General features: G+C 72.4%; 13 protein-coding genes. 7 read left to right on the top strand and 6 right to left on the bottom strand.

From position 1 onward, the window contains the following. Nucleotides 1-2: 2 nt before the first annotated feature. Nucleotides 3-458 carry a MarR family winged helix-turn-helix transcriptional regulator gene (locus ACZ6C6_RS07565; protein WP_469200095.1) on the bottom strand — a complete coding sequence of 152 codons (456 nt, stop codon included), beginning with the start codon at nucleotides 456-458 and terminating at the stop codon, nucleotides 3-5. A 49-nt stretch (nucleotides 459-507) separates the two neighbouring features. Between ACZ6C6_RS07565 and ACZ6C6_RS07570 the strand changes: the two genes are divergently transcribed. Both ACZ6C6_RS07570 and ACZ6C6_RS07575 read left to right on the top strand, forming a co-directional pair. Then, the gene (locus tag ACZ6C6_RS07570; RefSeq protein WP_469200097.1) at nucleotides 508-1053 is read left to right on the top strand and encodes an isochorismatase family protein; all 546 of its coding nucleotides are present in this window, start codon (nucleotides 508-510) and stop codon (nucleotides 1051-1053) included. Nucleotides 1054-1093: 40 nt separating this feature from the next. After that, complete coding sequence (locus tag ACZ6C6_RS07575; RefSeq protein ID WP_469200099.1) at nucleotides 1094-1810, top strand: MBL fold metallo-hydrolase; 717 nt, start codon at nucleotides 1094-1096, stop codon at nucleotides 1808-1810. Between the two features lie 3 nt (nucleotides 1811-1813). On the opposite strand, the gene ACZ6C6_RS07580 is transcribed toward ACZ6C6_RS07575, so the two are convergent. From ACZ6C6_RS07580 to ACZ6C6_RS07590, 3 genes are all read right to left on the bottom strand, one after another. Next, nucleotides 1814-2827 (bottom strand): right-handed parallel beta-helix repeat-containing protein, encoded by a 1014-nt coding sequence (locus ACZ6C6_RS07580; RefSeq protein WP_469200101.1) that lies wholly within the window; start codon nucleotides 2825-2827, stop codon nucleotides 1814-1816. A gap of 103 nt (nucleotides 2828-2930) precedes the next feature. After that, nucleotides 2931-4025 (bottom strand): PP2C family protein-serine/threonine phosphatase, encoded by a 1095-nt coding sequence (locus ACZ6C6_RS07585; protein WP_469200103.1) that lies wholly within the window; start codon nucleotides 4023-4025, stop codon nucleotides 2931-2933. Nucleotides 4026-4194: 169 nt separating this feature from the next. After that, nucleotides 4195-4548, bottom strand: coding sequence for a hypothetical protein (locus ACZ6C6_RS07590; protein WP_469200105.1), 354 nt, complete (start codon nucleotides 4546-4548; stop codon nucleotides 4195-4197). A gap of 197 nt (nucleotides 4549-4745) precedes the next feature. On the opposite strand from ACZ6C6_RS07590, the gene ACZ6C6_RS07595 reads away from it, so the two are divergent. Continuing rightward, the gene (locus ACZ6C6_RS07595; RefSeq protein ID WP_469200107.1) at nucleotides 4746-5858 is read left to right on the top strand and encodes an SMI1/KNR4 family protein; all 1113 of its coding nucleotides are present in this window, start codon (nucleotides 4746-4748) and stop codon (nucleotides 5856-5858) included. Nucleotides 5859-6045: 187 nt separating this feature from the next. Continuing rightward, nucleotides 6046-7308 (top strand): hypothetical protein, encoded by a 1263-nt coding sequence (locus ACZ6C6_RS07600; RefSeq protein ID WP_469200109.1) that lies wholly within the window; start codon nucleotides 6046-6048, stop codon nucleotides 7306-7308. Nucleotides 7309-7379: 71 nt separating this feature from the next. Here the strand turns inward: ACZ6C6_RS07600 and ACZ6C6_RS07605 are convergent, their stop codons facing one another. Further along, complete coding sequence (locus tag ACZ6C6_RS07605; RefSeq protein ID WP_469200111.1) at nucleotides 7380-8831, bottom strand: MFS transporter; 1452 nt, start codon at nucleotides 8829-8831, stop codon at nucleotides 7380-7382. A 57-nt stretch (nucleotides 8832-8888) separates the two neighbouring features. On the opposite strand from ACZ6C6_RS07605, the gene ACZ6C6_RS07610 reads away from it, so the two are divergent. Further along, nucleotides 8889-9557, top strand: coding sequence for a TetR/AcrR family transcriptional regulator (locus ACZ6C6_RS07610; RefSeq protein WP_469200113.1), 669 nt, complete (start codon nucleotides 8889-8891; stop codon nucleotides 9555-9557). A gap of 21 nt (nucleotides 9558-9578) precedes the next feature. On the opposite strand, the gene ACZ6C6_RS07615 is transcribed toward ACZ6C6_RS07610, so the two are convergent. Continuing rightward, a complete protein-coding gene (locus tag ACZ6C6_RS07615) occupies nucleotides 9579-10748 on the bottom strand; it encodes a Rieske 2Fe-2S domain-containing protein (protein WP_469200115.1) in 1170 nt (389 codons plus the stop codon). Nucleotides 10749-11110: 362 nt separating this feature from the next. On the opposite strand from ACZ6C6_RS07615, the gene ACZ6C6_RS07620 reads away from it, so the two are divergent. Further along, nucleotides 11111-12214, top strand: coding sequence for an NADAR family protein (locus ACZ6C6_RS07620; RefSeq protein WP_469200117.1), 1104 nt, complete (start codon nucleotides 11111-11113; stop codon nucleotides 12212-12214). 114 nt (nucleotides 12215-12328) lie between these two features. Next, a complete protein-coding gene (locus tag ACZ6C6_RS07625; protein ID WP_469200119.1) occupies nucleotides 12329-13906 on the top strand; it encodes an amidase family protein in 1578 nt (525 codons plus the stop codon). The last annotated feature ends 74 nt before the right edge of the window (nucleotides 13907-13980 follow it).

A 13980-nucleotide genomic window follows, 5' to 3' on the forward strand; every position in this document is an offset into this window, starting at 1 on the left:
CGCTACTCTTCGTGCACCGGCAGGCCGTTCGACGCCGCCAAGCGGCCGATCACGTCACGGAGGGCGGCCCGCTGGGGCGGGGTGAGGACGGCGTCCAGCCGCGCGTCGATCGCGAGCGCCATGTCCGTGCACCGCCGCAGGAGTTCCCGGCCCTCGTCGGTGAGGCTGAGGATCTGCCGGCGGCGGTCGGCCGGATCACGAAGCCGCTGGATCGCGCCTCTGGACTCCAGGTGATCGGCGAGGGACACGACGAGGCTGGGTGCCACCCGCATCAGCCGGGCGATCTCCAACTGCGAGGAAGCGAGCCCCGCGTCGAGGACGCCGAGCACGCCGACGTGCTTGGGCTTCAGGCCGACCTCGGCCAGAGCCTCCGCGTACTGATCGGAGATCACCGAGCCCAGGGAACCCAGGCGAAAACTGAGCGTCTCGGTCCACTTGACATCGTTCACGGACAGCATGTTACCTTCCTCGAACCATTCAGGCTGTGAATGATTTGAGGTGAGAACAATGATCGACCCTCGTACCGTGCAGGTGGTCTTCGCCGACCTCCAGGACAGCATCGTGGCCCTGAGCCGCACGAACAGCCCGGCGGGCATCAGGCGCTCGGCGGGGACCCTCGGTCAGGTCGCCCGGCTGCTCGGCATCCCGTTCACCGTGTCGGCCGCGCCCCGGCCCGGTGGCCCGGACGTCATCGCCGAAGTCCCCGAGGCGCCCCCGTACGTCCGCGGCGGACCGTCCTGCTGGGACGACCGGCCCTGGCGCGAGGAGGTGACGAGCCGGGGCCGCGACACCCTGGTCGTCTGCGGAGTGACCTCCGAGATCGTGGTCCTGCACACCGCGCTCGACGCCCTGGCCGACGGGTACGACGTGATCGTCCCGGTCGACGCGTGCGGCGGCATGTCGGAGCGCACGGAGGCGGCAGCGCTGCGCCAGGTCGAGGCGGCGGGAGGCTCCGTGACCTCGGTGGCGAGCCTCGTCACGGACCTGGTCCGTGACTTCACCGATCCGCCCGGCCGCCAGGTCATCACCGCACTGCACGCCCTGATGAGCTAACCCATCCCCAAGGCCCGCTCGCGCTCCCGGAGGAAGACCCATGAAACTCGCACCCCATCTGCACCGTCTCGGCAACGACGTCGTGTCCTGCTACCTGGTCGACACCGACGAGGGCATCACCCTCATCGATGCCGGGCTCCCCGGCCACTGGAAGGATCTGCTGAGTGAACTCCGCGCCCTGGGCAAGTCCGCCGACGACATCCGCGGCCTCGTGCTGACCCACGGCGACTCGGACCACATCGGCTTCGCCGAACGCCTGCGCACCGCCCACGGCGTACCGGTGTTCGTCCACGCCGACGACGCGCTCCGCGCCCGTACCGGAAAGAAGCCCAAGGTCGCCGTCGGCCCCATGCGCCCCGGCCCCGCCCTCGGGTTCCTCGGCTACTCCCTCCGCAAGAACGGCCTGCGCCCCCGCTACGTCGGCGCGGTCACGGAGATCGCCGACGGTGACGTCCTCGACCTGCCCGGCAGTCCGGTGATCGTGGGCATGCCGGGGCATTCGCCGGGCAGCGTGGCGGTGCACGTCCCGCTCGCCGACGCGGTCTTCGTGGGCGACGCCCTGACCACGCGGCACGTCCTGACCGGGCGCACCGGTCCCCAGCCGGCGCCCTTCACGGACGATCCCGCCGAAGCGCTCACCTCGCTGGACCGGATCGCCGGTCTGTCCGCCTCCTGGGTGCTGCCGGGCCACGGCGCGCCCTGGCGCACCTCGCCGGACCAGGTCGGCGGGGCCGTGCGGTCGGCTGCCGCCGGGTGACCGTCAGGTGACCGGCACGCCGGGGTTGACCAGCCCGGCACCCCCGGTCACCCGGTTGTCCGAGGTCACCGTCACGGGGCAGTCCGGGGCGTAGTTGGTGACGTCGATGGCGAAGCGGGTGGGGCCGGTGGCGCCGGTCAGGTCGGCGGTGTTGTCGCGGAAGACCGTGCCGCAGCCCCAGCCCGGGTCCTGGGTGTGGGTCTGGAAGCCGTCGTTGGTGGTGCCGGTGCCCCGGTTGTTCTCGACGGTGTAGCCGTTGCCCTTGATGTCGACCCAGGAGTCGTCGTAGTTGGCCCCGGTGAGGCCGTCGCCGTCGAAGGTGTTTCCTGAGATCAGGCCGCCGGTGGTGCCTTCCTTGATGTCGATGTTCTCGCCGCCGACGCCGGGGCCGATGACGTTTTCGAGGATGCTGACGTGGTCGCTCGCGTCCGTGAGGGTGTTCGCCGTGCCGACGTACACCCCCTCGCCCATTCCGTCGCCGGACAGCCCCGTGTCGTGGATGGCGGAGTTCCGGACCACGCCGTAGCTGCTCGACGTACGGAAGTGGATGCCCTCCATGGTCGTGTGGTGGATCTCGACCGAGTCGGCCACGACGTGGTCGGACGAGTCGATCATGATGCCCTTCTGACCGCCGGTGACGGTGATGCCCCGGATCACCCAGTACGGCGCGCTCGTGAGCTGGATGCCGTTCCCCCCGCCCGTGGGGGTGGTGAGGACCGCGGCCCGCGAGCCGCTCAGGGTGATCGGGGCGCTCGCGGTGCCACCCCGCGTGATCTTGAAGTTGCCCGAGTAGGAGCCGTCTGCCAGTTCGATCGTCTGCCCCGGTACGGCGGCGGCCAGCGCGGCCTTGAGCTCCTTGCCGTTCGTCACCCGTACCACCGCCGCGTCCACGGACCCGGAGGCGGCCGAAGCGGCGCCGGGTGTGGCGAGCAGACCGGTGCCGACGAGGACCGCGGCGACAGCCGCGCACCGCGCCGGTCGCCGGGACCGGCTGGAAGAGGAAGGGGTACGGGGCATGGCGGGACCTCACCATCTTGGCAGGGGCACAACAATTCGCGGTGCCCCAGATTGGACTGGACCAACGGAGCCGTCAAGGGGGAGGCGGGCCTGGCCCGCGAAGTCAGGCCCCGGGACCGGCGTCGTGCCCGATCGCGATCATGGCCGCGTCGTCGTCCAGGTGCCCGCCGACGTACCGCAGCAGATCGTCGCGGAAGCGGTCGATGAAGGACTCGGGGTCTCCCTCGGCCCAGCCGGTGACACGTTCCGTGAGGGGATAGAAGGTGCGGGAGGCGTCGCGGGCCTCGGTCACACCGTCGGTGTACAGCAGCAGAAGGTCGCCGGGAACGAAGCGGAAGCTGTCGATGTGATAGCGCGGGCGCGACAGGCCGCCCAGCCCCAGCGGGGGAGCGGGCGAGGCGGCGACCATCGTCAACGGCCGCCCCTCGCGCAGCACGACCGGCGGGGGATGCCCGCAGGAGACCATGTGCACGCGGTCGTGCCGGTCCGGGATGTCGAGCACGGTGGCGGTGATGAACGATTCCCCGGGGCCGTGGCCGCCCGACTCGGGCAGCCCCCGGGACACGCTCTCGTCCAGGTGGGCGACCAGCTCGTCCAGGCCCGCCCGGTGCCGGGCCGCGGCGTGGAACGCGCCGAGCAGCAGCGCCGCTTCACGGACCGCACCGACCCCCTTGCCCCGTACGTCACCGATGATCAGCCGCGTTCCCGTTTCGGTGCGCGCCGCCGCGTACAGGTCCCCGCCGACCTGCGCCTCCGCCTCCGCCGCGAGGTAGAGCGAGGCCGCGCGCAGGGGCCCCAGGCGCCGGGGCAGTGGGGGCAGGACCACCCGCTGGACCGCCTCGGAGACGTACCGCACCTGCTCCAGCTCCCGGGCGCGGCGTTCCCTCAGCACGCAGAAGACCACGAGGCACACCCCGACCAGCGCCAGGGCGGCGATCTGCGTCTGGTGGTTGGCCGAGAACAGTTCGTCCGGATCGCGCAGCACCGCGATCACCGCCTGGGCGACCACCGCCAGCGCGGCCACGAAGCCGACGGCCCGGGGGCCGCCGATAGAGGGAGTGACCGCGGGCGCCGCCACGAGCAGCGGGCCCAGATGGACGTCGGGCGGTGCGAGAACGTCCACCAGGGAGACCGCGATGATCCAGCCGATGGGGACGGCGAGCAGTGCCCGGCGGTGTCTTTCGGCGTGCTGCGCCATGACTCCTCTCTACACCGCACCCGCCCGGCCCGCACGTGCCCGGCCCCGCATCGGGGCGGCGCGCCGAGGGGCTGTGCCCGTGGCATCCGGGCACAGCCCCTCGGGGGTGTCCTGCCGGTCACGGCCGGAACCGGCCGCGATCGGCAGGACACGCTCTTGGCCGGGCGGCTCAGGAGAAGGCGACCGACCTCAGGAGCAGGCGGTCGGAGGCGCCCCTGCCGGGCGGCAGGACGTAGTAGGTGTCGCCCTCGCAGTCGGCGTCGAGGAAGACGATGGCGGTCGCGTCCGTGAGGTTCTTGGGTGCCCGGGAGGGGGCCCCGGGCGCGGATGCGGGGGCGTCCAGGTTGACGCACCGGCCGCTCTCGGGGTTGTTGAGGAAGCCGACGGCCTCGTACCCGTCCGCGGTGGTGTAGGAGTAGCGGAACTGGCCGGTCGCGGCCGACGCCGAGCCGGGCACGGCCACGAGAAGCACGGCCGCGCCGGCCGCCGCGCCGACAGCCTTGGTGAGAGAGCGAAGAGACACCGGGGATCGTCCTCTTTCTTGTTGTCCTTCGGGTCGGTGCCAGGGATGCCCACGCTGCCCGGGAGCCAACACGACTTCCCCCGATCGGGCCGCGTCGAATCGTTTCTCCAAGGTCGAATGGCCTATTCGCCCGTACGTCCCTCAAGAAGTCCGGCCCCGCCGCGTGACCGGCCGGGGTGCGGTGCGAGCGTAGGGCCATGACTACCGACGTACCGGAAGACGCACGGGTCGCCCGGGTGTGGGCCCAGATCCTGGAATGGCTCGCCGAGTACACCCCGCCGTCGTACGCGGCCCTCCGGCCGGGCGCGTCCGACGACGAACTGGCCGAGCTGGGGGTGGCCTTGGGCGCGGGCGTCCCGGAGGAGTTGAAGGCGCTGTGGCGGCTGTCCGCCGGTGAGGACGGGGTGAACGGCTCGGGGCTCATGCTGGGCGACTGGGCGCTGATGCCGCTCGACGCCGTGGCCGAGGTCCACCGCCGGCAGATGGAGGTCGGGAAGGGGCTCGGCGGCGACGGCCCGGCGTTCTGGGAGCCCTGGTGGATCCCGTTCTGTTCCTCCGGCCCGGCCGACACCGTCTCCGGCCTCTTCCTCGACGGCCGGACCGGCGAGGTGCGCCGCTGGACCAGGTACGGGGACCGCGACCGGGAGTACACGTCGCTGGCCGCCTACCTCGAACTCATGGCGGTCAGCCTCGAAGCCCCTCTGACTGCGGCGGGACCGGAGAAGCCCGGCATGCTGGACGGCGCCCTCGTCTGGGGACCCCCCGACGACGAGCGAGGCGACCAGTGGGTGCGGCACCTCGGCGAGGCCGCGCCCCGCCATCCCGCGAAGACCCTCGGCGCGATACGGGGCGCCCTGCCCCGCGACGAGCGCGACGAGTTCGACGGGCGGCGCGACGCCCTCGATCTGACCGACCCGGAGGCCGTCGCCGCCTTTCTGGACCACTGGTGGGGGCGCGCCGTGCAGGCCCAGGAGGAGCTGGAGGGCGACGTCGCCTCCGCGCTGCGCGGCAATGTCATGGCCCAGCCGGGCGGCAGGCTGGCGCCGGAGTACGAGGCCGCGTTGCCGCCGGCGATACGCCCCAGGCCGCCGTCCTTCGGGGACATCCGGACCGCCCTGCGCCACGAGAGCGTGCGCGCACGGTTCGACCAGGACGTCCTGAAGGCGATCCCGCCGCACTTCCCGGCGGTGCTGCTGCGCTGGTGGGACATCGCCCGGCTGATGGCCGACCCCCGGGGCGACCGGGCCGTCCGCGCAGTCGTCAGCGGCCGCCACGAAGCGGGGAAGGCCCGGCAGCCCCGGCCCTCATGAGCGGTCGCGTGCTCGCGCGTGGCCGGGGAGGGTCCGAGCGCAGCGGTACGCACGGCGGGTGCCGGCCGGGCGAGCCGGAACCCGCCGTGCGGCACGACTCTGGCGAGTTACGCCCTCACGCCGCAACCCACGTGGCCGTTACATTCACCCCGACCTGACTCGTACGCCTGAGGGGGAACACGTAACGATGCGAGCCACACGCTTACGCTCCGGCAGCCGCACCGCCGGTGTACTGATCGCGGTGACCGCCACGGCGGCGACCCTGGCGGTCACCACGATCGGCCCCGCCGCCGCACCGGCCGTCGCGGCGCCCACCGCAGCGACCTCGCCGCAGCCCGGCGACGCCTGCACGACGGCCGACCTCGGCACCCGCCACCCGTACATCAAGAGCACCGAAGTCTCCCCGACGATCACCCACTTCAAGGGCTGGTACGTCACCGAGGGCACCACCGGCGAACAATCCGTCACCACCACCACGGCGACCACCATCACGGTCTCCGTCGGCCTCGACGACAAGATCGACGCGAGCTTCGCCGTCGACGCCCTCAACAAGGCCGGTGTGAGCGTGGGCCTCAGCGTGAAGATGGAGTCCTCCACCACGAGCACCGAGTCGAACGCGGTGACCTGGAGCTTCAACCAGCCCGGCTACTACGGCGTCTACAAGGGCACCAAGAAGGTCACCGGCACCTACGGAAGCCTCAACTGCAACCGCGCCCAGCAGGCAGACGGCAGCTGGGCGCTGAGGTGGGCCGAGGGCCCGGGCAGCGGCGCCTTCACCACGTACACCACCCTTGAGGAGGGCGCCGTGCGCTGCGAGGACCAGGTTCCCGCCGGAAGCGTCATGGCCAAGGCACAGGCCCTCCTCGACTGCGGCTCGCCCGCCGCGAAGGCCGCGCACCCGGCGGGCGCGGTCGCACCGACGGCGAAGCTGCTTCAGGACGGCGATCCCGCGCAGCACGCGGCCCCCACCGAGCGGCCCAGCACCGCCGCGCTCGCCGCCCTCGACTGCCAGTCCGCCGTCTACAAGATCGAAGTACCCGGCAAGCCCCTGTCCTGGGGCGCGCCGCTCCTCGCGAACGACGGCGTCCGCCTGCGGCCCTCCTCCATCTTCAGCGCCCACCTGGACAACTGGCGCCTGTGCAACGTGACGGAGAGCAACGGCGTCCTCGAAGCGACCCTGTGGAACTGGGGCAACGGCGGCTGCGCGACCATCGCCGAACAGGACGCCTCCACCGAACGCGCGATCCTGACGACGGCCTCCTGCACGGAGGACGACCTCCAGCGCTTCTATATCTACCGCGATGTACCCGGCAGCTCCGCGATCGGCGTGCAGAACAAGTACACCGGCTCCATGATGGGCCACGACCGCTACGCGGACGGCGAGTTCATACGCCAGTACTCCAGCGGCAGGCAGGACGGCACGGGCACGTACCACCTGACCGGAGTCTGAACCCGGTCCGCAGGGCCCCGCACCCCGGTTCGGTGCGGGGCCGTCGGCGTGCGGGCCGACGGTCGTGATCGTCATGAGGAGGTTCCTTCCAACTGGTCCTCTGCGGCGGCGGCGTCGGACCGCCGGACAGCGGCCACGGTCCTGCCGCGCGGAAGCACCCCGATGGCCACCGCTGCCGCGAGTACGAAGATGGCGGCGGCCACGGCCAGACCCAGGGCATAGCCGTCGTTGAGTGCGACGGGGTCGGTGGTCGGGCCGGTGCGGTGTGCGGCCACGGTGGCCAGCGCGGCCAGGCCGACGCAGCCGCCGAGCTGACGGGAGCTGTTCATCAGGCCGGAGGCCATGCCCGCCTCGTGCGGAGCGACACCGGTGGTCGCGGCGGCGGCGACCGGGGCAAGGACCAGCCCGGCGCCGACGCCGGTGACGAGGGACGGGCCGAGCACGTCCGCCAGGAAGCTGCCGCCGGGGCTGATGAGGGCGAACCAGGCCAGGCCCGCTGCCGCCAGCAGCGCACCCGGCACCAGGGCCACCCGGGGGGTACGGGACGAGGTCAGGCGGATGGCGACGACGGTCCCCGCGACCAGGCCCAGCGAGAAGGGCAGGAACGCGGCGCCGGTCGCCGCGGCCCCCATGCCGAGGACCTGCTGCATGTACAGGGACACGAAGTAGAACGCGGTGAACTGCCCGGCCGCCGCCAGGAACACCAGCACGTTCGCGCCGGACACCCATCGGCTGCGCAGCAGACCGAGGCGCAGCAGCGGCGCGGCGGTCCGGGCTTCGGCGAGGACGAAGGCGCCCAGCAGCAGGGCCGCGGCGCCGAGGGTCCCCCAGGTGGCCGGTGCGGTCCAGCCCAGGGCGTCGGTGCGGACGACGCCCAGCACCAGCAGCCCGATGCCGCCCGTCCCCAGGACGGCGCCCAGCGTGTCGAGCCTCTCGCGGCGGGCGGACGGGGCATCGGCCGGTACGCCCCCCGGGACGAGGGCGAGAGCCGCCGCGACGATGGGCAGGTTGACCAGCATGACCCAGCGCCAGCCCGCGTACTCGGTCAGCAGACCACCCGCCAGCACCCCCAGCGCACCGCCCGCGGCGGTCACCGCGCTCCACACCCCCAACGCCCGCACGCGCTGCGGGCCTTCGGCGAAGGTGGTGGTGAGCATCGCCAGCGCGGCCGGTGCGGCCGCGGCCGCACCCAGGCCCTGACCGGCGCGCGCGGCGATCAACTGCCAGGGGAACTGGGCCAGTCCGCCGCCCAGCGAGCACAGGCCGAACACGGTCAGCCCCAGCACGAACATCCGGCGCCGGCCGTACAGGTCGGCGGCACGGCCCCCCAGCAGCAGGAACCCGCCGAAGGTGAGCGCGTATACGTGCACGACCCACGACAGGCCGAGCGGCGCGAATCCCAGCGCCGAGCGGATCGCGGGTAAGGCGACATTGACCACGGACATGTCCAGGGCGACGACGAACTGGGCGACGGCGGCTGCCGCCAGCACCAGGCCGGGCCGCCCATGAGAGTTTCTATACATGTAAGAAAATGTAGCGCCGGGGTACGCCGTTGTCGATGCCTGGGGGATGATGACGGCATGCCGCAGCCACCCGCATCACGCAGAACCCCCGGCCGGCCTCCCCGTATCTCGCGCGAGGCGATCATCGGGACGGCTCGCAGGATCGTGGCGGAGGAGGGCGTGAACCGGCTGACCATGCGGCGGCTCGCCACGGAAGTCGGCAGTACGCCGATGGCCCTCTACCACCACGTCCGGGACAAGGAGGAACTGCTCGTCCTCCTGCTGGACGACTACGCCGTCCGCGCCCTGCACCGCCCGGAACCGTCCGCCGACCCCCGCGAGCGCGTCGTCGCTGCCGCCGGCGCCATCCACGAGGCGCTGGCCGCCTGCCCCTGGATCGTGGAGGTGCTGACGGCCGACGACCTGATGTCGAAGAGCGCGCTGTGGTTCGTGGAACAGATCGTCAGCGGGCTCGTCGAGAGCGGCCTCTCCCTCGACCGGGCCGTCCACGGCTACCGCGCGATCTGGTACTACACCGCCGGGGAGATCGTGGTCCGCGGGACCGCCGCCCGACGGCGTGCGGAGGACGACCGCCCGACGTACCGCGAGGAGGTCTTCTCCGGCATCGACCCGGACGCGTTGCCCCGCCTCGCGCAGGCAGCGGACCGCTGGGCCGCGCTGACGGCCGAGGACACCTACCGGGACGGCCTCAGGGCCCTGGTGGACGGGCTGTTGGCCGTGCGCTGACCGGTCCGGGTGAGCGGGCCTTCAACGCGCAGGCGCCGCGTCCGTCTGCCGGGGTTCCGGATCTCCGCCCCCGCAGACGCCCGCCGCCCCCGCACAGGGCTCCGTGCCGCGCGGGCCCGCGGAGACGGAGAGGGGGACACCGTTGGACCGCAGCGCTTCGCGTACGTCCAGGATCAGCGAGAACACCTCGTGGTTGCGGTCCTCGCCCTGCTCGTCCCAGGCCCGCTGCTCCGCCTGGACCGCCATGCGGTCCTGCGCGAAGATGCGCTCGGTGAACCGCCTGATGAGGGGCGCGGCCACGGTGAGCACGGCGGGCACGCGCGGCTTCTTGATCATGAGCAGCCCGTAGACATGGCAGGCCCGCTGGTCGGCGCCCACGGGCACGTACACCGCCCAGAGACTGAAGACCGGCTCGCCGGCGCCCTCCGGCACCAGGTCGAGGGTCTGGTACGGGTACTCGGTGCGGATGGTCATCACGTCGCGGGAGCCGCCCGCGATGCCCTCGGCCGCCAGCACGCTCGCACCGGCGTTGCGCTTGCCTCCGGTGTGTGTGAACAGATACCTGGCCTCCACCGACCGCGCGTCGCTGCGCTGCCCGATGAGCTCGGGACGGAGCCGGCCGACGACACCCTGGTGCAGGAACTGGTGGTTCATGTCCAGCAGGTTCTCGTGCATGAACGAGTAGTGGCAGCGCACGATCCGCGAGTACGTCAGCGTCTTGTACTGCCCCGAGCTGAAGGCGGGCAACTCCGGAAGGGCGGTGGTCCGTGCCTTGTCAGGGTCGCCGGGGAAGACGAAGACGAGGCCGTACGCCTCGCGCACGGGGAAGCCGCGCACGCCCCGGGGCGGCCTGCGGTCCTCCTTCGTCAGGTACGGGATCTGCGAGATGCGCCCGTCACCGCGGTAGGCCCACGCGTGATACCGGCACCGCAGCACGTCACCCTCCACGACGCCCATGCTCAGCGGAACCTGCCGGTGCGCACACCGGTCCTCCAGCGCGTGGACGGCCCCGCTCTTCCCCCGGTACAGCGCGAGCCGCTCACCGGCGAACACGGCCGCGACCACCTTCCCGACGCGCACCTCCCGGGTCAGCGCCACCGGGTACCAGTAGTCCGGATCAGCACCGACGCGCCGCAGATCCACGGCCCCGGAGAGCCCTGCCCGCACCACGTCCGCGTCGGTCGCCTTCATGCCTCTCCCTCACAGATGGGTCACACCGCCCACCTCATGATGGCCGCGCGGGCCCCGGCTGCCCCGTCGAGCGCGTCCGGACCAGTGACAGGCGCCGGGCAGGGGCGCGGTTTCCCGAACCGTCGATTCGGGGGGGCGGGCACGATCGATCGCACATCGCCGCTGCCCACTCCGCCACAGGGACGGATGTGGGCGTACGGGGCCGCGTGACAGCCTCCGGGATTCGCCATGGGCCCGTCGCACATCGTGGCGTGGGGACCGCTGCTGGGCGTCGCCACCGCGCATCACTGCCGACGCCCGCTCCATGGCCGCACCGAGGGCGATAGCGTGCGGCCATGACATGGCGAGGACCGACGTATCGGATGGTGGACGGAGAGAGAATCGACGGGGCCTGGTGCCACATATGGCGGCGTGACCAGCACGGTGGCGGGTACTACCTCGACGACCTGGTCGTTTTCGCGGACGGAAGGATCATCTGCGGAGAACGCACGGACCTGGCCGGCCTCGCGAAGAAGCTGGCGGCGGGGCGTTGGGCGGTGACCGACCCGGAGGCTCCGCCGCTGCCCGACCCGCCGTCGAAGTGGGAGTCGCGCTCCGGTGAACCGCTGACACCGACGGGCTTCCTCCTGGAGGTCGCCGACCGCATCGAAGCCCTCGGCCGGAGGCCAACCGCCCAGCAGCGCTGCGGGGATGCGATACGGCAGTACGAGCAGCAGCCGACCGAGGCCAACCGGGAACTTCTCCGTGCGGCCTATCTGGCGGTTCCCGCGCACCTTCGGATCTATGTCCTCGGAGACATGGACCGCCAGGACCGGCCCCTGCGGATCCTGCTCACGGACATCGGCCACGCCGTCGACGGCGACGGTCCGGTGGTGACGGCGGAGATGCACCAGAGCGTTCTCGACTACTTCGCCCGCACGAACAAGGCCGTCGAGGGGGAGCGGGAGCGCCGGGCCGTCCAGCACGCCGACGATCCCGCCGGCCCGGGCCGCCCGGCGCTCGTCTCCCACGAAACCGTCTATCCGCAGGGATGGCCGGACGAGCCGGGGCTGTTCATGCTCCGCAACGACTTCCCCGCACCGGTCGAGTTCGCGGGCGACACCTACGCCTCCGTACAACACGGCTACTGGGCCCTTTCGGCGGCCGAAGCCTCCGACCGGCGCCGGATCCGGGACGCCGCCTCCGGCCGGGAGGCGCACGACCTGGGCGGGCGGGCGACGCGCCGCAGCGACTGGCCCGACGTCCGGCTCGCGGTCATGGCCGGACTCCTTCGCGCGAAGTTCACCCAGCACCCCGGACCCGCGCAGGTCCTCCTCGCCACCGAGGACGCCACGATCAGCTACACCGGCTTCGGGGACTCGCCGTTCTGGAAGGACGACCCCGACGACCGGGGCCGGAACTGGATGGGCAGGCTGCTGGAGCTGACCCGCTCCGAACTGCTCGCCCACCAGGTGCTCCGGCCCTGATCCGCCGCGGTGCGGAGCGACGCGTCATGCGGGGCCCGGGCGAAGGCCACTGCCGCCACGCGCGCGGAGAGGACCTCTTGTGCCGCACCGCCCGCGTGTAGTGGGGTGTCCGCCATGAAGACGAGAAGCATGGCGGCCCTGACCGCGATCCTGGTCGTGGCCCCGTTAGCCGCGGTGGCGCCCGGTCCGCAGGCAGCCGCCCAGTCCCGCCCCGGCGGCTCGGCGCGATCCGCCGAATCCACGCTGGTCGGCGGCATCGACCTCGACACGGTCACCATCCCCGAACTCCAGGCCCGCATGGACCGGGGATCGCTGTCCTCGGTCCGGCTCACGCTCGCCTACCTGCGGCGGATCAAGGCCGTCGACCCGAAGATCAACGCGGTCCTGCACCTCAGCCCCACGGCCCTGGGGCAGGCGGTGGCCAGCGACGTGAGGCACCGCCTCGGCCGGACCCGCGGCCCGCTCGACGGCATCCCCGTCCTGCTCAAGGACAATGTGGACACCCGTGACATGCCGACGACCGCCGGGTCGCTCGCCCTCGCGGGGAAGCCGCCGGCGGCCGACGCGGAGCTGGTCGCGAAGCTGAGGGCGGGCGGCGCGGTGATCCTCGGCAAGGCCAATCTGTCCGAGTGGGCCAACTTCCGTGCGGCCAAACCGACATCGGGGTGGTCGGCGGTGGGCGGCCAGACCCACAACCCGTACGTCCTGGACCGCAACCCCTGCGGCTCGTCCGCCGGATCGGCCGCGGCGCTCGCCGCGTCGCTGGCACAGGTGGCGATCGGCACCGAGACGGACGGCTCCATCGTCTGCCCCGCCGGGATGAACGCCGTCGTCGGCCTCAAGCCGAGCCTCGGCCTGGTCAGCCAGTCGGGCGTCGTCCCGATCTCCGCCGAACAGGACACCGCCGGCCCCATGGCCCGGAACGTGATCGACACCGCGCTCACCCTGTCGGTCATCAGCGGCGCCAACACCGCCCCCGGCCTTGCCGAAGCGTCCCGCCCCGGTGCGCTGCGCGGCAAGCGGATCGGCCTGTGGCGGCTGCCGGTGCTCGGCACCGAGGTGGACGCCCTCATGACACGCACCGCCGAGCGGCTGAGGGCCTCGGGCGCGGAGGTCGTGGAGGTGGACCTCCCGTACCAGGAGCGCCTGGCCGAGCTCGAATTCCCGGCGCTGCTCAGCGAGTTCCACCGGGACATCGACGCCTACCTCGCGACCAGGAAGGGGCCGCGCGACCTGGCCGGGCTCATCGAGTTCAACCGGGCCCACCCGCAGGAGCAGAGCTGCTTCGCCGGGCAGGAGCTCTTCGAGCAGGCCCTCGCCGCACCGCCCACCACCGACCCGGAATACCGGGCGATGCGTGCCGAGCTGGCGGATCTGTCCCGCCGCTCCATCGACGAGGTCATGACCGAGCACCGCCTGGACGCGATCGCCTCCCCCACGAACCCGCCCGCGTGGACCACCGACTGCGGCCGGGGAGACAACGACGTGATCCCGTCGTCAACGCCCGCCGCCGTTGCCGGCTACCCCTCGCTGTCGGTGCCCGCCGGCTTCGTGGGCGAACTGCCGGTCGGGCTGCTCCTCATGGCCGGCGACCACCAGGACGCCGGCCTGCTGGCCCTGGGCGCGGCGGTGGAACACCGGCTGGACGGCCGGCGCGCGCCCCGGTACCTGCCGACGCTGCCGACGGGCTGAACCCGTCCGGCGGCGCGGGCGCACGGCCCGGAGTTGCCGTGGCAACCGCCCTGCTGGGCGCTGCCACGGCCCTC

Source organism: Streptomyces sp. NPDC041814, from assembly GCF_055590565.1.